The following is a 21582-nucleotide window of genomic DNA, read 5'->3' as shown; positions in this document are numbered from 1 at the left end:
TCACGCCGGTTCGCGCACCCCGCCCTCGTCACCGTCGTCGGGCATCGGCTCGATCGGCGCCGGTGGCAGCGTCTCCGGCGTGTCGGGCAGCAGCTCGCCCGGGTCGTCGGGGATCGGCTCACGCGGGTCTATCGGCGGGTAGTCGTCGGGGTTCAGATCCGGCTGGCTCATGATCCCATCATCCGTCACCCGGGCCTTCGGCACCGGACAGCCGACCGATGCGCCGGTCCGGGTCGACGGGGGCGTCTCGCATGCGGTGTTCCGGCTCACCACGACCACCGGGCGGTACGCCGCCAAGCGCCTCAACACAGTCGATGAACGGTGGTGGTGGGACGCCTATCACGAGGCGGCCAGGATCGAGGCCCGGGCGGCGGCCGCCGGGGTCAGCCTGCCCACCCGGCTCGAACCGCTCGTCGCCGAACTCGACGTCGACGGGGTGCGGCAGCACTGGCAGATGCATCGCTGGTCGGACGGGCGCCGGCCCACCGATCCGGCCGGCGACGGTCTCGCCGACTGGACCGGTGCCACCCTCGCACTCCTGCACCGGGACCCGGCCGGCGGCGCACCGGAGCGTGCCCCGCTCTACCCCCTGACGTCGTGGCACGAGTGGCTCGGCGAGCAGGACACGCCGTTCACCCGGCAGGTCCGAGAGCACCTGCCGACCGTCGCGGCCGCGCTCGAACACCTCGCGCAGCCCGGGCCACCACTGACCGCAGTGCTCTCCCATCGGGACGTCAAACCCGACAACGTGCTGCTCACCGACGACGGGCCGGTGCTGCTCGACTGGGACAGCGCCGGGCCGGACATCGCCGAGCACGAGATCCTGCGGTCGGCGCTGGCGATGGGTTTCGAGGCGCGGGAGCCGTTCGAGCGTACGATCGCCGCCTATCTCCGGGCCGGCGGCCGGGCGCTCCCGGCCGATCCGGCGATCTTCCACGGCATCGTCGAGGCACAGCTGCGGACCGCCGAGTGGCTGCTGTGGCGGGCGCTCGGCCATCGTCACGACGAACCCGCCGAACGCGACCACGCCGCCCGCGAATGCCCGGCCCGGTTACGCGGCGCCGCCGAGAGCCTGCGCCGAATTCCCGAGTGGACCACCTGGCTGGGCTAGATTCGGCCGGTGAGCGCTTTTGACGAATTCTCCCCGTCGAACGGCACCTGGAACACGCTGCGGTGGGCACAGGAGATGGGTGCGTCGACGCTGGGCGAGGCCTACGACATGCTCGACCAGTTCGAGAACAGCAACGACGTCCCCGAGGTGCTGGGCGAGGACGACACGATCGAGGCGGTCCGGGAGGAGATCGAGTTCGGCCTGGACACCGTCGGTCCCGACACCGACCTGTCGACCGCGCTGGGATGACATCCCGATTGCACCTTTCCATGAATGCTGAGGCAATGGGCACGGGTCAGAGTCAGAAGCCCGCGCCCACGGCGATTGATCATCAATTGCCGCCTGGTGAGTGACCCAGATTCGGCACGACCGCTTTCGATCCCAGACCACTGGGTGAATCCGCGACGACGGGATCCCGCTGACCGAAATCAATCCCCCAACCCGAATCCCATTGGCGTAGGTTAAACCGTCCGGACGAGATCAGCATTGCCAGACACCACAGATCTAGTACGTCTGGACATCGCGACCTACCCTCACCGATATGCAAGCCGACCTCGACGGACATACCGACCCTCCCCAGCCACGGCACCCTCGAGGTGACGTTGCGGGACGATAGCGATGCGAATAGAGGAGACCCGATGAGCCTCGACGAGATAGCGGGAGCCCAGTGGCGAAAGTCGTCGCGCAGTAACGGCTCCGGCGGCAACAACTGTGTCGAAGTGGCCACTCTGACGAAAACCGTTGCCGTCCGCGACAGCAAGGACCCCACGGGCCCAGTCCTGATCTTCAGTCCGGTGGAATGGGATTCATTCGTCGCGGGAATCCGAGCCGGAACGTTCCACCTCTTCGACGACTCGCAATAAACCCCTTCAGAAGTCGACGTCACAAAGACGTGAGACTCTTGCACGCTTGAGAGGTAGATGTGCCCCTCATATCGACCATTTTGTCCATTCTTGGTCTTTTTGCGGTATCCGTCTCGCTGGCATACCAGTCCCATCAAGCCAAGATCGCTCAGATGATCGGCTCCCGCGAGCGCCACGTCGAATTGACGCAGCTGATGATGCAGTACCCGCATCTGAATTTCGAAAAGATGGACGACGCAGAAGGGCACAATCAGGGATACCGCATCGGGATGAGCTTGTGGATGGCGCACTGGAACATGCTGTGGCACATCAAGAAGATGGACGAAAAGGCGCTGCGCAGCGTGGCCGCAGATTTATTCCAGCGCCGGCCCGCCCGAGACTGGTGGATGGTGGTCGGACAGGCATGGTCGTCGAAGAATTCGCGTCGCGAACGTCGATTCATCGCGATTGTGACGTCCGAATGCGTGCGCGCCTCGACCGCGAATCCGATCTTCGCCGCCCCGATCGACGAGGAGAATTCCCCGATCAGTGCGCCGACCGAAACGACGCCTGCACCAGCGGTCTCCAGCGCCGATCGCGTCGCTCCGGCGCGGCCCGTTTCCCGAGTCGACGCCCGGCGACGCACACGTAGGAAGCGGCGGCCGGCGAGGGGCCGCTGAGGCCTCGGGCGAAGAGACGATCGCAGCTCAGGGGGCGATGCGTGGGGGGCGGTTCTCGTACGGCGTGGAGAGCACCACCGTCGTCCGGGTGGTGACGTTGGCCGCCGTGCGGATGTCCTGCAGGAGGCGTTCCAGGTCGGCGGGGCTCTTCACCCGTACCAGAAGCATGTAGAAGTCCTCGCCGGCCACCGAATAGCAGGAGTCGATCTCGGACAGGTGGGCCAGACGGTCCGGGGCGTCGTCCGGCTGGGACGGGTCGAACGGGCGGATCGCCACGAACGCGGTCAACGGCAGGTCCAAGGCCTCGTAGGAGACCTTGGCCGTGTAGCCGTTGATCACCCCGCGCTGCTCGAGCCGGCGGACACGCTGATGCACGGCGGAGACACTGAGGCCCACCCGCTCGGCCAAGTCGGTATATGACAACCGGCCGTCCGCGGTCAGGGCCGACACGATCGCCCGGTCGATCTCTTCCACGGCGCCACACTACCGACCGGGGCGGCCCGTTCCGTCATCGACCGGGCGAACGTCACGCGCGGAGGTCTCAGCCGCCGGTCATCGAGCGGGCGATCACCAGGCGCTGGATCTGGTTGGTGCCCTCGACGATCTGCAGAACCTTCGCCTCGCGGAACCAGCGCTCCACCGGGTGGTCGGAGACGTAGCCGGCGCCGCCGAGGACCTGGACGGCGTCGGTGGTGACCTTCATGGCCATGTCGGTGGCGAACAGTTTCGCCTTGGCCGCCTCGATCGAGAACGGGCGGCCGGCGTCCTTGAGGCGGGCCGCGTTCAGCAGCAGCGCGCGGGCCGCGGACACCTGGGTGGCCATGTCGGCGAGCATGAAACCGATGCCCTGGAACGACGCGATCGGCTTGCCGAACTGCTCGCGCTCCTTGGCGTAGGCGGTCGCATAGTCGACTGCCGACTGGGCGAGGCCGACCGCGCAGGCGGCGATGCCGAGCCGGCCGGAGTCGAGGGCGCGCATGGCGATGGTGAAGCCCCTGTTCTCCTCGCCGACGAGACGGTCCCGGGGGATCCGGGCGTCCTCCAGGACGATCTGGGCGGGAGCCGACGAGCGCAGACCCATCAGTCTCTCGGTCGCCTGCGGCATCAGCCCGGGTGTGTCGGCGTCGGCGAGCAGGCAGGAGATGCCCTTGGGGCCCGGCCCACCCGTACGGCAGAAGATGTTGTAGAAATCGGCCTGACCGGCGTGCGTGATCCAGGCCTTGGTGCCGGTGACCAGGAAATCGTCGCCGTCGGCGACGGCCTTGGTGGTGAGACCGGCGGCATCGCTGCCACCGTGCGGTTCGGAGAGGGCGTACGCCCCGAGCAGTTCCCCGCCGACCATGTCCGGCAGCATCGCCCGCTGCTTGTCGGTGCCGAACTCGGCGACCGGGAAACACGACAGGGTGTGCACGCTGACCGCCTCGGCGATGCCCAGCCAGGTCCCCGCGAGGATCTCCAGGACCTGGACATACACCTCGTACGGCTGGGCCGCGCCACCCACCTCCTCGGGGTAGGGCAGCCCGAGCAGCCCGGAACGGCCGAGGGTGCGCAGGACCTCACGGGGGAACTCACCGCGCGCCTCGAAGTCGTCGACCTTGCCGGCCAGCTCGCGGGTGGCGAGTTCGCCGGTGAGGTCGAGCAGGTCGTGCGCTTCAGGGGTGGGAAGCAGTCGATCCACGGTCATGCCCAGCAGCTTAACGCTCGTTAACCAGATGGGGTAACCAGGCCGGTCTCGTACGCCAGCACCACCGCCTGGGCCCGGTCCCGCAGATCCAGCTTCGAGAAGATCCGGGCCACATGAGTCTTCACGGTAGCCTCGCTCAGCGTCAACGCCGCGGCGAGTTCGGTGTTCGACAGGCCGCGCCCCAGCAGGGTCAACACCTCCAACTCCCGCGGGGTCAGCGCGGTCAGGTCACGGTGCACGGCCGGAGCCTCGGCCGCCCCGGCGAACCGCTGCACCAGCCGGCGGGTGATCGACGGGGCGAGCAGCGCGTCCCCGGTGCCGACCAGCCGGACCGCGGCCGCCAGGTGCTCGGCGGTCACGTCCTTGAGTAGGAAACCGCTCGCTCCGGCGGCTAGCGCGGCATACACATACCGGTCCAGGTCGAACGTGGTCAGCATCAGGATGCGGCAGGCCGGGGCCCGGGCCAGGATCCGTTTCGTGGCCTCGATGCCGTCCATCCCGGGCATCCGGACGTCCATCAGGATCACGTCGGGACGCAGCCGGCGCTCCGCCTCGACCGCGGCGGTGCCGTCGCCCGCCTCCCCCACCACGTCGACACCACGGGCGGTGAGGATCATCCGGAACCCGGTCCGGATCAGCTCCTGATCGTCGACGATGAGGACCCTCGGGTCGGTCATGACGCGTCCAGCGGGAGTCGCGCCCGGACCCGGTAGCCGCCGCCCAGCCTGCGACGCGCGTCCAGATCACCGCCGTAGACGGCGACCCGCTCGCGCAGCCCGGCCAGGCCACGACCGGCGCCGTCGCCCGGGGCGGGGCGAGGGGCCGGATCACCGGTCAACACGCTCGGCCCGGTGGTCAGCACCTCGACCCGCAGCGCGTGCTCGGCATATCTGATGGTCACCTCGGCCTTTCCGCCCGTGCCGTGCTTGAGCGCATTGGTCAGGGCCTCCTGCACGATCCGGAAGGCGGTGACGTCGATGCCGGTCGGCAGCGGAAGCGGCTCGCCCGACACCCGGACCTCGACCGGCAGACCGGCGAACGCGATCCGGTCGACCAGCGGGCTCAGCCGGGCCAGGGTCGGCTGCGGGGCGAGCTCCGGCTCCTCGCCGGACGGGTCGGGTGCCAGCAGGCCGAGCAGATTGCGCAGCTCGGTCATGGTGTCCCGGCCGGCCCGCTCGACCGCGGCGAGCGCCGCACCGGCCTCGGCCGGCATCGTGGCCAGCACCTCCCGGGCCGCACCGGCCTGCACGATCATGACGCTGACGTTGTGGCTGACGATGTCGTGCAGCTCGCGGGCGATCCGGGCCCGCTCCTCGTCGACGGCGGCCCGGGCCGCGGCCGCCCGCTCGCGCTCCAGCAGCCAGCCGCGCTCACCCATCGCGTGCTCGTGGCGCCGCCGCGCCCGGCGCAGCGCGACCGCCGGCACCATGACCGCCGGCACCATGACCGCTGCTCCGGCGGCCACGACGAGCATCCACATTCCCACGCCGACCACCTTGGCACGCCCACCGTCCGGGCCGCATCAACCCGTGGTCCGACTCCGTACATCTCCGGGATGAGGCGACCGGGGGATTGCATCCGGCGGCCGATGTCATACCCCGGTATCGATCCGTAGCGTCCCCTGACATGACGACAGAGACGGTGGTCCGGCTCGACGATGTACGCAAGGAATACGGCGAGACGGCCGCACTGGACGGGGTCTCGCTGACCATCCGCCGGGGTGAGGCGGTCGCTGTGATGGGCCCGTCCGGATGCGGCAAGTCCACCCTGCTCAACATGATCGCCGGTCTCGACCGGCCGACGTCCGGGGAGGTGACCGTGCACGGCGAGCGGCTCGACCAGATGACCGAGACGAGGCTGGCGCTGTTCCGCCGGCACCACCTCGGCATGATCTTCCAGTTCTTCAACCTGCTCGACGACCTGTCCGCGCTGGACAACGTGGCGCTCGCCGCACAGCTGACCGGCTCGTCGGCGGCGGCCGCCCGACGCCGTGCCCTGGAGCTCTTCGACGAGCTGGGCATCGCGGGCCGCCGCGACGTCTACCCGGCCGCCCTGTCCGGCGGCGAGCGGCAGCGGGTGGCGGTGGCCCGGGCGCTGATGAACCGGCCGGCGCTGCTGCTGGCCGACGAGCCGACCGGCGCCCTCGACAGCCGGGCCGGTGAGCAGGTGATGGACCTGCTGATCGACCTGAACCAGATCGGCCAGACCCTGCTGATCGTCACCCACGACGAACGGCTCGCGCACCGCTGCGCCAGCCGTCTCGTGCAGCTGGCCGACGGCCGGATCGCCGCCGAGTCCACCCTGGACCGGGTGTGAGCGCGGTGTGGGCGGCCGCGCGGGCCGCGATCCGCCGCCGCCGGCTCCAGACGTTCGTGATCGCGCTGGTGGCGCTGCTGTGCACGGCCACCGTGGTGGTGTCGCTGGCGCTGCTGGACGCCACGTCGGCGCCGTTCGACCGGGTCTTCGGGCAGCAGCGCGGTGCGCACGCCGTGGCGTCGTTCGACAGTTCGCTGGTCGGCGACGCTCAACTGAAGTCGGCGACCACCGGGGTGGAGGCGTCGGCGGGACCGTTCGCCCAGACGACAGTCCTGCCGGTGGGTGGGTCCGGGCCGCTGCTGGAGGGGCCGCTGACCGTGGTCGGGCGGCCCGGCCCGGACGGTGACGTGGACCGACTCGACCTCTGGCGGGGCCGCTGGGCGACCGCCGCCGGCGAGATCGTGCTGGGCTGGGAACCCGAGGCCGAGGGGATGTTCGAGGCCGGGCCGCTGGCGTCGCTCACCTCGATCACCTCCACCGACGGGCAGACGCTGCGCGTCGTCGGCTGGGCGCACAGCGTGAGCGGGTCGGCCGACGGTTGGGTGACGCCCGGGCAGATGGCCACCATGCGGCCGACCGGGATGCAGATGCTCTACCGGTTCTCCGGTGACGTGTCGAGCCGGGAGGCGGTGACACAGCGGCTCGCCGGAGCGACCACGGGGCTCCCCGGCGGCGCGCTCGTCGCCGCGCACCCCTACCAGGCGCTCAAGGAGAAGGCGGGCGAGACGGCCGGTGTCTACCTGCCGTTCCTGGGCACGTTCGGAGTGCTCGGCCTGCTGGTCGCGATCATCATCGTGGCCAACGTGGTGAGCGGCGCGGTGGTCTCCGGGTTCCGGCACATCGGGGTGCTCAAGTCGCTCGGCTTCACACCACGGCAGGTGGTCGCCGTCTACCTGACCATGGTCGCGGCACCGGCCGCGGCGGGTGCGATCCTCGGCACGGCGATCGGTGTCCTCGGCGCCGGGCCGCTGCTGGCCGACACGTTCCGTGGGCTGGGCTACGGGCAGGACACCGGGGTTCGGCCGTGGGTGTGGCTGGCCGGGCTGCTCGGGGTGCCCGCCCTGGTCCTGCTGACCGCGTTGCTTCCGGCGCTTCGCGGCGGGCGGCTGTCCGCCGCGGAGGCGATCAGCGCGGGCAGCGCACAACGGCGCGGTCGCGGTCTGCGCGTGCAACGGGCCCTGAGCGGTACGCGTCTCCCCCGCGCGGTCAGCCTGGGGCTGGGCCTGCCGTTCGCCCGGCCGGGCCGGACCGCTCTGACCATGGCGTCGCTGCTGCTCGGCGTGGCCACGGTGACCTTCGCGACCGGGCTGTCCGACACGGTGCTGCGGGTGTCCGCCCTGGGTTCGGAGACCGGCGGCGACATCGGTGTACGGCCGATGAATCCCGACTTCGGAAAGGCGCCGAGCACCCGTACCGACCGGGAGGTCGAAGCGCTGCTGCGGGGTCTGCCCGGCACGTCGCGGATCGGTGTCGCGGTGGGCCGCAGCTACGCGGCGCCCGGCCAGAGCGAGCCGATCCGGGTCGACTTCGTCCGCGGTGACGTCGCCGCCATGGGACACGAACGGCAGCTCCTGGAAGGCCACTGGATGACCGGGCCGGACGAGGTGGTCGCACCGGTCGAGATGCTGAACAAGCGCGATCTGGCGGTCGGCGACACCCTGACACTCGATCGCGACGGCGCCCGGCTGACCGTGACGATCGTCGGCTCGACGCTGATGGGCCTGCCCGGATCGGGCGACGACGCGCTGTTCGCGCCCTGGCGGGACCTTCCGGGCACGATCCCGAACGACTACTACTACCAGGTCGAACTGGTCGACGGCACCGACATCGGCGGGTACCTGGCGGCCGTCTCGGCGGCCGATCCCGGCCTGGACCCGTGGGACAACAGCGGCGGCGACGAGCTCACGCCGATCGTGGCCGGGTTCTCCACGGTGCTGGCGTTGTCACTGGCCGCGGTCGCCGCGCTCGGCGTACTCAACACGGTGGCCCTCAACGTCCTGGACCGGCGGCGCGACCTCGGCATGCTCAAGTCGATCGGGATGACCCCGCGCCAGGTGATCGCGATGCTGATCACGTCGATGGCGGCGCTCGGGGTGGTCGGCGGTCTGCTCGGCATCCCGCTCGGCATGAGCGCGCACCGGGTGGTGGTGCCGCTCGCCGCGGACGCCGCGAAGGTCACCCTGCCGGTGGAGGTGCTGCGGGTGTGGGACCCGACGACGCTGGGGCTGATGGTGACGGCCGGGATACTCATCGCGGTCCTGGGCGCGCTGCTGCCGGCCCGGTCGGCGGCCCGGCTCAGCATCGCGCGGGTGCTGCACAACGAGTGACGCCGAGGTGGAAGCGAACGGCCCGGAGCGGATGCTGGGGGGTCACCGCCCCGGGCCGTCGCCGGTCCGCCTGTCCCCGTGGATCAGGCGGAGCGGACTCAGACCACCTTCTGGATGGTCACGTCGTCGATCTCCTCACCGGTCAGGCAGGACGCCGAGGACGTGGAGCCCGAGGTGGTCTTCCAGGTCCCGTAGATGGTCCGCGTCTGCCCGCTGGTGATCTTGTAGCAGACCACCTTGACCCGGAACGACGAGCCGTTGGTGGCGGTGGTGCACTTCGCGGTGCCGGTCCGGCCCGAGTAGTTCGTCGAACAGCCGCTGAGCGCGGCCTGCGCCGAGCCCGGAGCGGCGAGAACCAGGCCGGCCGTCACGAGACCTCCGACAGCCAGGGCCTTAGCGGTACGACGGATGGCGTCCACCATGGTGTTACCCCTTTCCCGGTCGATCAGGGTTGATCGATCACTGAGGCGAATCATGACGACAGGCGTTGATACATTCCCTATACATGAGGTTCACCGTGCTCGGTCCGGTCGGCGCCAGCGTCGGTGATCAGCCGATCCCGATCACCCGGGCGCAGCGCCGTGCCGTTCTCGCGTTCCTGTTGCTGCACGCCAACCACACGGTCACGGTGACCGAGCTGATCGACGCCCTGTGGGAGACCGAGCCGCCGGCCACCGCCCGGACCCAGGTGTTCGCCGCCGTGTCGGCGGTCCGCCGGGCTCTGCGGGCGGCCGGCGCCGAGCCGGTGACCAGCGTGCACGGCGGCTACCGGCTCGACGCCGACGCGGCCCGGCTCGACCTGCTGGCCTTCGAGGGGTCGGTGACCACGGCCCGCGAGCACGCCGGCCGCGGCGACCTGGAGACGGCGGTTACGGTCCTACGGGACGGCCTGGCACTATGGACCGGCCCGGCGCTGGGCGGGGTCAGCGGCGCCTGGGTGGAACCGGCCCGGGTCTCCCTCGACGACCGCCGACTCACCGCGATGGAGCAGCTGTTCGCGTGGGAGCTCGACCTCGGCCACCACGACACGGTGCTGCCCGAGCTGACCGCCGCCGCAGCCGCCGCGCCGCTGCGCGAACGACTGGCCGGCTGCCTGATGCTGGCGCTCTACCGGGCCGGGCGGCAGGCCGAGGCACTGGCCGTCTACCGGCGGACACACCGGCTACTGGTCGACGAGATCGGTGTCGAGCCCGGCCCCGAACTGACCGCCCTGCACCAGGGCGTCCTCGGCAACGACGAGGCGCTGCGGGCACCGGCCGCGGCCCACGACGCCCGGCCCGCCACGCCTCGGCGGCGGTTCCTGCCTCGCGACATCCCCGACTTCACCGGCCGCGACGCCGAACTGGCCCGGCTCGACGAGCTCACCACCGACGCCGACCTGCTGGTGGTCGGCACGGTCGGGGTGGGCGGGGTCGGCAAATCGGCGCTGACCGTGCACTGGGGGCACCTGACCGCGGACCGGTTCCCGGACGGCCAGCTCTACATCAACCTGCGGGGGTACGAGGAACGCGCCCCGCTGCGCCCGGCCGAGGCACTCAGCACGCTGCTCGCCGCCCTCGGGGTACCCCCGCAGCGGGTGCCGTCCGACCTCGACGCCGCGTCCGCGCTGTTCCGGGCGACCCTGGCCGGGCAGCGGGTGCTCCTGGTGCTGGACAACGCACGCTCGGCCGAGCAGGTCCGCCCGCTGCTGCCCGGGTCCTCCCCCGCCCTGGTGCTGGTCACCAGCCGGGACACGCTCAGCGGCCTGATCGCCCGGGACGGCGCCCGCCGCCTCGACCTGGGGCTGCTGCCGCACGCCGACGCGCTGGCCTTGATCACCCGCATCCTCGGCGCGGACCGGGTGGCCGCCGAACCGGAGGCGGCCGACGACCTGGTCGCCGTCTGCGGGCGGCTGCCGCTGGCGGTGCGCATCGCCGCCGCCCATCTCAGTGTCCGGCCGGCACAGAGCATCGCCGGCTATGTCGCCGAGACCGCCCTCGACTCGCTCGCCATCGAGGGCGACCCGGCGAGCAACCTGCGGGCCGTGTTCGACCAGTCGTACCGGTCGTTGTCGGTGGCCCAGCAGCGTGCGCTGCGGCTGCTCGGCCCGGTGCCGGGCGGGGACGTCACCGCGGAGGCGGTGGCCGCGCTGACCGGCGGCGATCCGGCGGCGGCCGAGGAGATCGTGCGGGCGCTGGCCGACGCCAGCCTGCTCATCGAGCATCAGCCCGGCCGTTTCAGCATGCACGACCTGACCAGGGAGTACGCCCGGAGCCGGACGGACGCCGCGGAGTGGGCGCCCGCGCTGCGACGGCTGACCGGATGGCTGGTCGGTGCCGTCGAATCGGCAGTCGCCGTGCTGTACCCGGCCTACGCGCAGGCGCCCGGCAGTGGCACCGTCACCCGGTTCACCGACGCCGGCCAGGCCCGGGAGTGGTTCGCCGCGGAACTCGCCAACATCATCGCCGTCATCGAGTCGGGAACCGGGCTGGGCTGTCCGGAGGCGGTGTGGCGGCTCGCGTTCGCCTGCCGGTTCTTCTTCAACGGGCGGCTCGACGGGGCCACCGCCCTGGTGCTGGGGCGGGCCGCACTGGAAGCCGCCACCGGCATCGGGGACCCTCGGGCGCGGGCCGCCGCCGACCTGGTGATGGCCCGCGCCTACACCACCGACGGGCACGACGAACGGTGCCGGGTGCACGCCCAGCGCTGCCTCGACCTGGCCCACGACATCGGCTGGCACGACATCGAAGCCGACGCGCACAACTCGCTGAGCGTGCACCACATGTTCGCCGGCGAGCTGCGACCGGCCGCCGACCACGCGCGGCGCGCCTTCGACCTGTCGATGGCGGCCGGGATCGTACCCCCGCAGTATCTCGGCAAGGTGGGTTTGATCCTGCTGCTGATCGGGCAGCTGGCCGAGGCCGCCGACTGCTTCGAGCAGACCCTGGCCAGCGAGAACCACCAGAGCGGTTTCAGCCGCGCGATCAGCCTGCTGAACCTGGCCGAGATCCGCCGGCTGCAGGGCCGCGACGAGGAGTCCGTGCAGCCGCTCGACGAGGCGATCACGATCCTGGCCGCGGAGGGCAACACCCACCTGGCCGCGCTGGCCGAGGCCGACCGGGCGGTGCTCGTCTACCGGCAGGGCCGCCATCAGGAGGCGTGGCGGATCCTGGAACGGTCCCGCGCCACGATGGCCGGGCGGGTCGATGTGATGAGCGGTTGGCAGCTGACCCATCGGCACGCCGAGATGCTGATCGCGTCCGGGCGGGCCGGCGAGGCGATCACCGAACTGGTCGCCGCGCTCGACGGGGTCCGCTCGCTCGGCATCCGGCAGCCGGCCACCCAACTGCTCGTCGTGTTGTCGCGGGCCCATGCCGGCAGCGACCCGGAGCGGGCCGCGGAACTCGCCGCCGAAGCCGTCGACGCCGCCCGGGCCGGGCAGTTCCTGCTGCTCGAAGGACAGGCGTTGACCGCCCTCGCGGTGGCGCTGCGGGCGCTCGGGCGGGACGCGGAGGCACTCGGCGCGGCCAAGGAGGCGCTCGGCGTACACGAGCAGACCGGCCACGAGCCGGGCCGGGCCGAGACCGCCGCGCTGCTGGCCGAGTTGGAGGGGGCAGACCGGGCGGCCCCGCCGAAATAGGGTGATCGACATGGAATACGTACGGCTCGGCCGGACCGGCCTCAAGGTGTCCCGGATCTGCCTCGGCATGATGACCTACGGCTCGCGCGACTGGCGTGACTGGGTGCTCGACGAGCAGGCCGCCACCCCGATCGTGCGGCGTGCCGTCGAGCAGGGCATCACGTTCTTCGACACCGCCGACATGTATTCGGTCGGCGGCAGCGAGGAGATCACCGGACGGCTGCTGCGCTCCCTGTTCAACCACCGCGACGACTACGTGCTCGCCACCAAGGTGTTCTTCCCGGTCGGGGACGGCGTCAACGACCGCGGCCTGTCCCGCAAACACATCATGGCCTCGATCGACCGCTCGCTGCGGCGGCTCGGCACCGACCACGTCGACCTCTACCAGATCCACCGCTGGGACCGGCACACGCCGATCGAGGAGACCATGGAGGCCCTGCACGACGTGGTGAAGGCCGGAAAGGCCCGCTACCTCGGCGCCTCCACGATGTATGCGTGGCAGTTCGCGACCGCCCAGTTCACCGCGGAGAAGCACGGCTGGACGAAGTTCGTGTCGATGCAGCCGCAGTACAACCTCACCTACCGCGAGGAGGAACGGGAGATGCTGCCGTACTGCCTCGAGACGGGTGTCGGTGTGATCCCGTGGAGTCCTCTCGCCCGGGGCGTGCTGGCCCGCGGCCGCGCCGCCGCATCGGTGCGGGCCCGGACCGACCAGATGATGGCCCGCCTGTCGAACGAGGAGGACTTCGCGGTGGCCGACGTGGTCGCCGACGTGGCGAAGACCCGCGACACGTCCCCGGCGCGGGTGGCCCTGGCCTGGCTGCTCGCCAAGCCGGCGGTGACCGCCCCGATCATCGGCGCCTCCCGGCAGTCCCATATCGACGACGCGGCCGCCGCCGTCGACCTGAAACTGACCGACGACGAGATCGCCGCGCTGGAGGCCCCGTACCATCCGCACGCCGTGATCGGCCACTAGACGATCGAGCCACGAGCACGGACGAGCCGCCCCTCCGGATCGGTGGGGCGGCTCGCCGCGCGGGTCAGCGCTGGCGGGTCAGCAGGCCCGGCCGGTACGGCCACTGGCCGTAGTCGCCGCCCGAGCCGGGCGCACGGCCCTGGTACAGCAGTTGCAGGTTGCAGGGGTCGATGGTCATGGTCTGGTCGGCGCTGGTACGCAGCAGCTCACCGTGGCTGATGTCGTTGGTCCAGGTGGCGCCACTGTTGGCCTTGCCGGCGAACGGGTTGCTCTGGGTGGCCGCGTTCGGCGTCCACGAACCGTTCAGGCTGGTCGCGGTGAACGAGCGGAAGTAGCGGCCGTTGGAGCTCTGGGCCTCGACGATCATCAGATACTGGTTCTGGCCCTGCACCTTGTAGACCTGCGGCGCCTCGAAGAGGTTCTCCGCGGTGTCGCTCATGATCGTGGTGTACGAGGATCCGAAGTTGCCGGGGAAGTTCCCGATCGGCATGCTCGCCCGGTAGATCTTGCCGTTGTCGCCGGCGAAGAACAGGTACATGTTCTGGCTGTCACCGATGACCGTCTGGTCGATCGGGCCGGTGTTGGAGCCGGTGATCGATCCGGTGAACAGGGGCTGCGCCGCGGACCAGCCGTTCGGGTTGGTCGGGTCGTTCGACGTGCGGTACATGAACGGCGCCGCACCCCACTGGTAGGTCAGCACCCAGATGTTCTTCGGCGCGAAGTAGAACAGCGACGGCGCGACGGCTCGCTGGTTCATCGCGTTCTGCGACGCCGAGCCCATCTGCGACCAGTTGGTGAACAGGCCGAAGTTCATCGAGCCCCAGTCACTGCCGGTGCCGACACCGTGGGTGGTGGCGTAGACGAGCTGCTGGCCGTTGTAGGGCGCGACGGTGAAGTCCTTGAGCGACGCCCAGCCGGAACGCGGAGTCGCCAGCACACCGGTCGACGACCAGCGGTAGCTCGACGGCAGTGTGCAGGTGCCACCGGGGTTGGACGGTGACGGTGAGGACGTGCCGCCGCCGACCCGCACCAGCTGCCACTGCTGATTGGCGCCGTTCCAGTCGCTGTACTGGACGATGTTGGCGTTGTCGGCGGTCGATGCGCCCTGCACTTCGACGGCCTTGCCGCTGTTGCGGTTGATCAGCTGGATGTAGCCGTCGATGTCCTGAATGCTGAATTGCTGATTCGTGGTGTTGTTGTCTGTCCACTGCACGATCGAGCCGCCGTCGGCGGTCGAGAGGTTGTAGACGTCGAGGACCTTGCCGGAGTGCCGTGACTTCAGCCGGTAGAAGCCGCCACCGGAGTCGACGAACTGCCACTGCTGCTGGGCCTGGTCGTTACGGGTCCACTGGGTGATGCGGGCGCCGTCGTTGGTGGCCAGGTTGTAGACGTCGAGGGCCTTGCCACTCGTGCGGTTGACCAGCACATACGACGCACTGGTGTCGATCGTGGCGGCGGACGCGGCGGTGGCGGTCACCGCGACGGCGCCGCCTCCGGAGATCAGGACCAGCGCGGCGAGAGCAGTGCGCCAGGGCCGCCGTCGCCTTGAGGGTACGGGTGTGAGCTCACCCATCGACATGGGGTTCTCCCGGGGATTAGGGGAAGGGGGAACGGGTGATCGCGGACCGGGGAACTATCCGGCAATCAGATTGAGAACGCTAACAATCAGCGAGTCGATATTGCCAGACGATTTCCGGCGCTTCAAGTTTTCGATATCCATTGCTCGTGCGACTTTCTCGCGACAGCGCACATAACATTTTTCGAGGATTGTTTTGCGCGCCGCCACGCTCACCGCATCCGGACCGGGGCCCGGTCCGGCGGGGCGCGGCGACTAGGGTGGGGCGGTGAGCCGACCACTGCTGGCCGTTGACGCCCCCAGTCTCTACTTCCGTGCCTTTCACGGGATTCCGGAGAAGGCCGCGCAGACCGAGGCCGGCGAGCCGGTCAACGCGATTCGCGGTTTTCTCGACATGCTCGCTCAGCTGATCCGGACCAGACGGCCGGATCGGGTGGTGTGCGCGCTGGACGCGGACTGGCGGCCGGCGTGGCGGGTGGAGCTGGTGCCGTCGTACAAGAAGCACCGGGTCGCGCACGGTGATGTCGAGGAGGTGCCCGCCTCGCTGGAGAAGCAGGTGCCGATCCTGCTGGAGGCGCTGGCCGCGATCGGGATCCCGGCGTTCGGGGTGCCGGGCTACGAGGCCGACGACGTCCTGGGGACACTCGCCGCCGGGCAGCCGGCACCGGTCGAGGTGGTGTCCGGTGATCGGGATCTGTTCCAGCTGGTCGACGACTCGCGGCGGACCCGGCTGCTGTACTGCGGGCGGGGCGTGGCGAAGCTGGAGGACGCCGACGAGGCCCTGGTGCTCGCCAAGTACGGGGTCGAGGCCCGCTGGTACGCGGATTTCGCGGCGATGCGCGGCGACCCGAGTGACGGGCTGCCCGGGGTCGCCGGAGTCGGGGAGAAGACGGCGGCCCGGCTGATCGAGCGGTATGGCGGGGTCGAGCAGATCGTGGCCGCCCTCGACGACCCGGATGCCGGTTTCGCGCCCGGGGTGCGCACGAAGCTCGAGGCGTCCCGTGACTACCTGGCGAAGGCGCTGCCGGTGTGCAAGGTCGCCACCGACGTGCCGTTGCCCGATTTCGACCCGGTGCTGACGGGCTCGCCCCGCGACCCGGACGCGTTGTTGGCGCTGGCCGAGCGCTGGAATCTGGCCGGCTCGGCCCGTCGGCTGGTGGACGCGATAGCGGGATAGGACGGTTGCCGTCCGGTTGCGGGCGGGGCGGTGCGCTCAGATCGGGGTCCGCGGCCCCGATACGGCGGGTCGGCAACCCTGCCGCCCGACGAACGGAGTACGCATTGTCGACGCGAGTGGCTCGCGCGTGCTTCGGCGTTTGGACGCTGGTTCTGACCATCGTCTACTACGCCTTCCCGGACGCGCACTTGTACAGCTGGGCGGCGCTCGGCTACTCGTGTGCGATCGCCGTGCTGGTGGGGGTGCGCCTGAACCGGCCGCGCCGACGACTGCCGTGGTACCTGATCAGCCTCGCCATCGCCTGCTTCACGACGGGCGACAGCGCGTACAACCTGATTCTGGCGCTCGGTGAGACCCCCGATTTCCCGGGTGTCGCGGACTTCTTCTACCTGGTGTTCTATCCGCTGCTCACCGCCGGGCTCCTGATGATGATCAGGGCCCGCAACAGCGGCGACGCGAACCGTTCGGCGCTGCTGGACGCCCTGGTGCCGACGGTCGGGCTGGGCCTGCTGGCCTGGGTCTACTGGATCGCCCCGTTCACCCGCTCCGAGCACCTGTCGATGCTGGAGAAGCTGGTCTCGATCGGCTACCCGCTCGGTGACGTGCTGGTTTTGGCGATGATCCTGCGGATGTTCACCGGCTCCGGCAAGCGCCTGGACTCGGTCACCACGTTCGGCGTCGCCATGATCGGGCTGCTGATCTCGGACGTGTTCTACGGCCAGTCGCAGCTGAACAGCGCGTGGGCCCTGGGCGGCCCGGTCGACCTGGGCTGGATCGTCTTCTACTCGGCGATGGGTTACGCCGCGCTGCGGCCGGCGATGACCTCGCTGACCGCGCCGATGGAGCGGCCCAACCCCGGCATGGGCAGCCACCGACTGTTCTGGATGAGCACTGCCGCGCTGATCGCCCCGGGTGTGCTGGCGCTGGAGTACGTGCAGGGCCGGGACGCGGAGATCGCCCGTGGTGGTGTCGTCGACGCGCCGGTGATCGCGGGTGCCGCGGCGCTGATGTTCCTGCTGGTGCTGGCGCGGGTCGCGGATCTGGCGCAGTCGCAGCGGCAGGCCGGCAGCCGGGAGCGGGCGCTGCGGGAGGCCGGTTCGCTGCTGTTCGCGGCGGCCACCGAGGAGGACGTGACCCGGGCGGTCAAGGAGGCGGTGGCCCGTCTGATGCCCGCCGACCAGCCGTACCACCTGCAGTTCCTGCCGCCCGCGGAGGGCTCGGAGGCCGAGACCGCGGTCCGCCGGATCCCGGCCGCGAACCTGCCGGAGGGTTTCTCGTCGGGCGGTTTCCAGCACGTCGTGCACGCCACCCAGCGGCTGTCCGGGCACCGCACCGGCCGGCTGGTGATCGGGGCGGCCGACCCGGTACTGCACCTGCTGCTGCCCGCGTTCGAAACGCTCAGCTCGCAGATCGCCGTGGTGCTGGAGCGGATCGAGCTGACCGCCGAGGTGAGCCGCCGGGAGGGCGAGACCTGGTTCCGGACGCTGATCCAGAGCGCCGCCGACGTCATCCTGATCCTGGACGCCAACGGCACCATCCGGTACGCGACCCCGTCGGCGGAGACGCTGTTCGGTGCCGACCCGACCGGGTCGCCGCTGGCCGGGCTGATCGCCGGCGGCTCGCAGGAGGCGCTGCGCGAGATCCTGTTCCGGATCCGGTCCGGCGTCGGCGACCTCGACGACATTCAACTGACCGGGGTACGCGCCGACGGCCGCCCGATGGAGATCGAGTGCGACCTGCGTGACCTGCGCAACGACCCGTCGGTGGCCGGCCTGGTGGTGACCCTGCGCGACGTCACCGAGCGGCGCGGCCTGGAGAAGGACCTCACCCACCAGGCGTTCCACGACGCGCTGACCGGGCTGGCCAACCGGGTGCTGTTGAAGGACCGGCTGGAGCAGGCGTTCTGCGTGGCCGAACGGGACGGCGCCACCCTGGGCGTGCTCTTCGTCGACCTGGACGACTTCAAGGAGGTCAACGACACCCTCGGGCACGCCGTCGGTGACCAGCTGCTGCTCACCGTGGCCCAGCGGATCTCGGAGAACATCGGCAAGGGCAGCACGGCGGCCCGGATGGGTGGCGACGAGTTCGCGGTCCTGGTCGAGCAGAGCGACTCGGTCGACGCCGCCGAGCGGGTGGCGGCGGCGCTCGTCGAGGCCCTGTCGGTGCCGGTCGAGGTGATCGACGGCAACGGTGGCGTCCACATGATCAGCGCGAAGTGCAGCGTCGGTGTCGCCACCAACCGGGACGCGGACACCGCGACCGAGCTGCTGCGGCACGCCGACCTGGCGCTGTACATGGCCAAGGGCAACGGCAAGGGTGGCTGGCAGCGCTACCAGAGCGACCTGCACACCGCGATGATGCAGCGGCTGGAGATGCGTACCGCCCTGCACGAGGCGATCGAGGACGAGCAGTTCGTGCTCCAGTTCCAGCCGATCGTCGAGCTGGTCGACCAGCGGATCACCGGCGTCGAGGCGCTGGTCCGGTGGCAGCACCCGGCCAAGGGGCTGCTCGGCCCGTTCCACTTCGTGGAGGCGGCCGAGGAGAGCGGCGCGATCGTCGGCATCGGCGGCTGGGTGTTGCGGGAGGCGCTGCGGCAGTTCACGCAGTGGAAGACCGAGAACCCGGACACCACGCTGCGGTACGTGAGTGTCAACGTGTCGGCCCGGCAGTTCCGGGGCGCCGACTTCGCCCAGCAGGTGCGCGAGGCGCTCGCCGAGACCGGCGCGCGGCCGGAGTGGCTGCTCCTGGAGATCACCGAGAGCCTGGTACTCAAGGACGCCGACAAGGTGCTGGCCGACCTCAAGGCACTGCGGGCGATGGGCGTGCGGATCGCGATCGACGATTTCGGTACGGGCTACTCCTCGCTGAGCTACCTGCGTCAGATGCCGGTGGACGTGCTGAAGCTGGACAAGTCGTTCATCGACGACATCCTGCACAGCCGGCAGCAGCACGCGCTGGTCGACGCGATCGTCACCCTGTCGCACAACCTGGACCTCGCGGTGGTGGCCGAGGGCATCGAGGAGGCCGGTCAGCGGGCCGCGCTGGACGCCATGGGCTGCCAGTACGGTCAGGGCTACCACTTCGCCCGGCCGCTGTGGCCGGCCGACATCCCGGCCCTGGCGGTGCAGCCGGAGCCCTATCCGGTACGGCAGCAGGCGACCGTGTGATGACATCCGACAGATAAGCGTGCGGGTGGTTCGACGGTTATCTACTGGCGCGGCGGCCCGGTAGGGGGCAGGGTCTGGGGTGTGCTGAACAACCCCGTGTGGGCCGCCCTCACCGGGCCGCAGGCGTGTTTCGCCGAGGCCGCGGGCAACGCCGCCCGATTCCAGCCCGAGATCGCCCCGTTCGCCGCGCTCAGTGACCCCGCCGATCCGGCGGCCTGGCGCGACCTGGCCACGATCACCGACTATGCCGTGCTCACCGGCCCGTCGATCACCCCGCTCGCGGGGTGGCAGACCGACCGGGTGACGCCTGGCGTACAGATGATCGGGCAGAGCATGTCCGGGGTGGAGGACCCGGATGCCGTCCCGCTCACCGAGAAGGACGTGCCCGAGATGCTCGACCTGGTCGCTCGCGCCGAGCCCGGCCCGTTCCTGAAACGAACCATCGACCTGGGCCGCTACCTGGGGATCCGGGATGCCGACGGCCGACTGATCGCGATGGCCGGCGAGCGGTTTCGGATGCCGGGGTGGACCGAGGTGAGCGCTGTCTGCACCGATCCGGAGCACCGGGGCCGGGGCCTGGGTGCCCGCCTGACGCTCGCGGTGGCGGCCGGCATCCTGGCCCGCGGCGAGCTCCCGTTCCTGCACGCGGTGCACGACAACGACAACGCGATCCGCCTCTACGGCCGCCTCGGCTTCACGCACAGCGCCGACGTGATCTTCGCGTCGTATAGGTATCAGGCTCAGTGATCCGGCCGGCTGGTCCGCACGCACAGTGCGGACCAGCCGGTGACCACCGCATTCAGCCCGGCGGCCGCATTTCGGCCTGGACTGTCGCCTGCGTCGCGGGGTGGCCACGGGACTCCGCGTGGCCGTACCCGATGAAGGGTTAAAGCTGGCCGTGGTTGGGCGGCAACAGGTCCGCCAGGTCGTATGCGGCGATATGCGCGTATTTGTAATCGATCGGGTCGTGCACGCTGTGTGTGCGGGCGTTGCGCCAGTGCCGGTCCAGGCCGTATTTCGCGGCGGCCGAGCTGGTGCCGCAGAGGGTGAACAGCTCCGAGCCGGCCTCCAGCGCCACCTCACTGCCGAACGCCTTCGCCGCGGCGACCGCGAGGCTGCCGCGCGCCGCGGCCTGCTCGTCGGTCGGGATCAAACCCACTTCCTCGAGGGTACGGCCAGACGACTCCAACAATGCCTCAGCAGCACGGACGCGGGTCGCGAGGCGCCCGTACCGGTGCCGCACGTGCGGGTCGTCGGTAGCGGCCGCCGCGCCGTACCGGACCGCCTCGGTCGACGGTCGGGCCTTCTCCCGTAGGTAGTCGCGGGCCTCCCGCAGCGCCGCCCCGGCGATGCCCACCTCGATCGCCGTGTGCACGAGCTGCGCCCGCGCGCCGAGCTGCTGCGGCACCTGGTAGGCGTGCGCGTAGTCGATGCACAGCCCGGGCTCGACCGGCACCTGCCGGAACGTCGCCGTCCCGCTGATCGTGGCGCGCTGGCCGATCATGTCCCAGTCGGTGTCCACCTGAACGCCCTCGGCGTCGCGCGGCACCATCGCCAGCACCACCCGGCCGGTCTCGTCGAGTGCGCTGACCGCGATCCACGCACTGGTCAGAGCGCCCGTCGTGTAGAACTTGACGCCGTCCAGCCGGCCGTCGGCGATCCGTGTCCGCAGGTCCTGGGCGTGTTTGCCGCCGCGCTCGGCGAGGGCGTTACCGAGCCGCCGCCCGGCCAGCACGTCGCCGAGGATCCGCTTACGCGCCTCCGGCCCGCCGTGCACCACGAGGACATCGACCATCAGGTAGTGGCCCTGCGGGATCTGGGCGATCGCCGGGTCGGCGGCGGCGATGATCCGGGTCACCTCGGCCAGCGTGCGCGGCCCGAGGCCGGGCCCGCCGTCGGCGGCCGGCACGGTGATGCCGAGCAGCCCGGAGGCGTCCAGGGCGGCGATCGCCTCGTGCGGTACGACGTCGGCGCCGTCCCGATCGCGCTGGATCGCGCCCGGGATCAGGGTCTCGGCGAGCTGGTGGGCGGCGGTGACCGCCTCGTCATGGGTCTGGGGTACGGCCATCAGCCGATCCTAAGGAGCGGCGTCCCTCAAGTGACGCCG

General features: G+C 70.6%; 19 protein-coding genes. 11 read left to right on the top strand and 8 right to left on the bottom strand.

Going from position 1 to position 21582, the window contains the following annotated elements; translation table 11 throughout:
• Nucleotides 1-171, bottom strand: coding sequence for a hypothetical protein (locus Q0Z83_RS04995; protein ID WP_317792597.1), 171 nt, complete (start codon nt 169-171; stop codon nt 1-3).
• Between Q0Z83_RS04995 and Q0Z83_RS04990 the strand changes: the two genes are divergently transcribed.
• The 4 genes from Q0Z83_RS04990 to Q0Z83_RS04975 all read left to right on the top strand — a co-directional run bounded on the left by Q0Z83_RS04990 (nt 170) and on the right by Q0Z83_RS04975 (nt 2633).
• Nucleotides 170-1111 carry a phosphotransferase gene (locus Q0Z83_RS04990; RefSeq protein ID WP_317792596.1) on the top strand — a complete coding sequence of 314 codons (942 nt, stop codon included), beginning with the start codon at nt 170-172 and terminating at the stop codon, nt 1109-1111. The two genes, Q0Z83_RS04995 and Q0Z83_RS04990, sit on opposite strands and share 2 nt — an antisense overlap.
• A 9-nt stretch (nt 1112-1120) precedes the next feature.
• A complete protein-coding gene (locus Q0Z83_RS04985) occupies nt 1121-1360 on the top strand; it encodes a hypothetical protein (protein ID WP_317792595.1) in 240 nt (79 codons plus the stop codon).
• A 389-nt stretch (nt 1361-1749) separates the two neighbouring features.
• Complete coding sequence (locus tag Q0Z83_RS04980; RefSeq protein ID WP_317792594.1) at nt 1750-1974, top strand: DUF397 domain-containing protein; 225 nt, start codon at nt 1750-1752, stop codon at nt 1972-1974.
• Nucleotides 1975-2033: 59 nt separating this feature from the next.
• The gene (locus Q0Z83_RS04975) at nt 2034-2633 is read left to right on the top strand and encodes a DUF6082 family protein (protein ID WP_317792593.1); all 600 of its coding nucleotides are present in this window, start codon (nt 2034-2036) and stop codon (nt 2631-2633) included.
• 27 nt (nt 2634-2660) lie between these two features.
• On the opposite strand, the gene Q0Z83_RS04970 is transcribed toward Q0Z83_RS04975, so the two are convergent.
• The 4 genes from Q0Z83_RS04970 to Q0Z83_RS04955 all read right to left on the bottom strand — a co-directional run bounded on the left by Q0Z83_RS04970 (nt 2661) and on the right by Q0Z83_RS04955 (nt 5791).
• The gene (locus Q0Z83_RS04970; RefSeq protein ID WP_093611281.1) at nt 2661-3107 is read right to left on the bottom strand and encodes an Lrp/AsnC family transcriptional regulator; all 447 of its coding nucleotides are present in this window, start codon (nt 3105-3107) and stop codon (nt 2661-2663) included.
• 67 nt (nt 3108-3174) lie between these two features.
• Entirely contained in the window at nt 3175-4317 is a 1143-nt protein-coding gene (locus Q0Z83_RS04965) for an acyl-CoA dehydrogenase family protein (protein WP_317792592.1), read from the bottom strand.
• Between the two features lie 20 nt (nt 4318-4337).
• Entirely contained in the window at nt 4338-4994 is a 657-nt protein-coding gene (locus Q0Z83_RS04960; RefSeq protein WP_317792591.1) for a response regulator, read from the bottom strand.
• Complete coding sequence (locus tag Q0Z83_RS04955; RefSeq protein WP_378078512.1) at nt 4991-5791, bottom strand: sensor histidine kinase; 801 nt, start codon at nt 5789-5791, stop codon at nt 4991-4993. Before Q0Z83_RS04955 ends, Q0Z83_RS04960 begins: the two co-directional genes overlap by 4 nt.
• A 152-nt stretch (nt 5792-5943) precedes the next feature.
• Here Q0Z83_RS04955 and Q0Z83_RS04950 point away from each other — a divergent pair, with 152 nt between their 5' ends.
• Both Q0Z83_RS04950 and Q0Z83_RS04945 read left to right on the top strand, forming a co-directional pair.
• Nucleotides 5944-6633, top strand: coding sequence for an ABC transporter ATP-binding protein (locus Q0Z83_RS04950; RefSeq protein WP_317792590.1), 690 nt, complete (start codon nt 5944-5946; stop codon nt 6631-6633).
• Nucleotides 6630-8960 carry an ABC transporter permease gene (locus Q0Z83_RS04945; protein WP_317792589.1) on the top strand — a complete coding sequence of 777 codons (2331 nt, stop codon included), beginning with the start codon at nt 6630-6632 and terminating at the stop codon, nt 8958-8960. The genes Q0Z83_RS04950 and Q0Z83_RS04945 overlap by 4 nt, the downstream gene beginning before the upstream one ends.
• 98 nt (nt 8961-9058) lie before the next feature.
• Here Q0Z83_RS04945 and Q0Z83_RS04940 read toward each other — a convergent pair whose 3' ends face one another.
• Nucleotides 9059-9382 (bottom strand): hypothetical protein, encoded by a 324-nt coding sequence (locus tag Q0Z83_RS04940; protein ID WP_317792588.1) that lies wholly within the window; start codon nt 9380-9382, stop codon nt 9059-9061.
• Nucleotides 9383-9465: 83 nt separating this feature from the next.
• Here Q0Z83_RS04940 and Q0Z83_RS04935 point away from each other — a divergent pair, with 83 nt between their 5' ends.
• Nucleotides 9466-12579 (top strand): AfsR/SARP family transcriptional regulator, encoded by a 3114-nt coding sequence (locus Q0Z83_RS04935; RefSeq protein WP_317792587.1) that lies wholly within the window; start codon nt 9466-9468, stop codon nt 12577-12579.
• 10 nt (nt 12580-12589) lie between these two features.
• Nucleotides 12590-13555: an aldo/keto reductase gene (locus Q0Z83_RS04930; RefSeq protein WP_317792586.1), complete on the top strand. Its 966-nt coding sequence runs from the start codon at nt 12590-12592 to the stop codon at nt 13553-13555.
• 64 nt (nt 13556-13619) lie between these two features.
• Here Q0Z83_RS04930 and Q0Z83_RS04925 read toward each other — a convergent pair whose 3' ends face one another.
• Nucleotides 13620-15134 carry a non-reducing end alpha-L-arabinofuranosidase family hydrolase gene (locus Q0Z83_RS04925; protein WP_317792585.1) on the bottom strand — a complete coding sequence of 505 codons (1515 nt, stop codon included), beginning with the start codon at nt 15132-15134 and terminating at the stop codon, nt 13620-13622.
• Between the two features lie 265 nt (nt 15135-15399).
• Here Q0Z83_RS04925 and Q0Z83_RS04920 point away from each other — a divergent pair, with 265 nt between their 5' ends.
• The 3 genes from Q0Z83_RS04920 to Q0Z83_RS04910 all read left to right on the top strand — a co-directional run bounded on the left by Q0Z83_RS04920 (nt 15400) and on the right by Q0Z83_RS04910 (nt 20222).
• Nucleotides 15400-16308 (top strand): 5'-3' exonuclease, encoded by a 909-nt coding sequence (locus Q0Z83_RS04920; RefSeq protein WP_317792584.1) that lies wholly within the window; start codon nt 15400-15402, stop codon nt 16306-16308.
• Nucleotides 16309-16412: 104 nt separating this feature from the next.
• Nucleotides 16413-19475: a putative bifunctional diguanylate cyclase/phosphodiesterase gene (locus tag Q0Z83_RS04915; RefSeq protein ID WP_317792583.1), complete on the top strand. Its 3063-nt coding sequence runs from the start codon at nt 16413-16415 to the stop codon at nt 19473-19475.
• 81 nt (nt 19476-19556) lie between these two features.
• A complete protein-coding gene (locus Q0Z83_RS04910; RefSeq protein WP_317792582.1) occupies nt 19557-20222 on the top strand; it encodes a GNAT family N-acetyltransferase in 666 nt (221 codons plus the stop codon).
• A gap of 139 nt (nt 20223-20361) precedes the next feature.
• Here Q0Z83_RS04910 and Q0Z83_RS04905 read toward each other — a convergent pair whose 3' ends face one another.
• A complete protein-coding gene (locus Q0Z83_RS04905) occupies nt 20362-21543 on the bottom strand; it encodes an acyl-CoA dehydrogenase family protein (protein ID WP_317792581.1) in 1182 nt (393 codons plus the stop codon).
• Nucleotides 21544-21582: the final 39 nt, after the last annotated feature.

This window comes from Actinoplanes sichuanensis (assembly GCF_033097365.1).
GTDB lineage: Bacteria > Actinomycetota > Actinomycetes > Mycobacteriales > Micromonosporaceae > Actinoplanes > Actinoplanes sichuanensis.
The sequence above is the reverse complement of the archived record's forward strand: the minus strand, read 5'-3'. Positions and strand labels throughout refer to the sequence as shown.